Origin of the sequence: Bittarella massiliensis (ex Durand et al. 2017), from assembly GCF_017566145.1 — a bacterium.
In the GTDB taxonomy this organism is placed as follows: Bacteria; Bacillota; Clostridia; order Oscillospirales; family Ruminococcaceae; genus Bittarella; species Bittarella massiliensis_A.
On record NZ_JABFCL010000197.1, the window covers coordinates 1 to 224 of the forward strand.

The following is a 224-nucleotide window of genomic DNA, read 5'->3' on the forward strand; positions in this document are numbered from 1 at the left end:
TATTATCACAGAACTGAAGATACAAAAGGAGCGTATCGGTCTCTTTGCTGTTTTCATAGATTGACCGGAGACGTTTTTCCGTCTCTTTATATTTTGCGATAGTATCCGTGATATAGGATGCCGCATAATGGACAACCTCGGAATCCTCCTGTGCCATGGCATTCTGAATTCCCCCCATGTATTCCTCCACATCCGGGCGCTTGAGCACCTCCAGAAAAAGCTGC

1 protein-coding gene is annotated in these 224 nt (G+C 46.0%); it reads right to left on the minus strand.

What is annotated here, in order from left to right:
- Positions 1 to 224: hypothetical protein (locus tag HJY11_RS14010; RefSeq protein WP_438820443.1), on the minus strand; the 224-nt coding region annotated here is incomplete at both ends.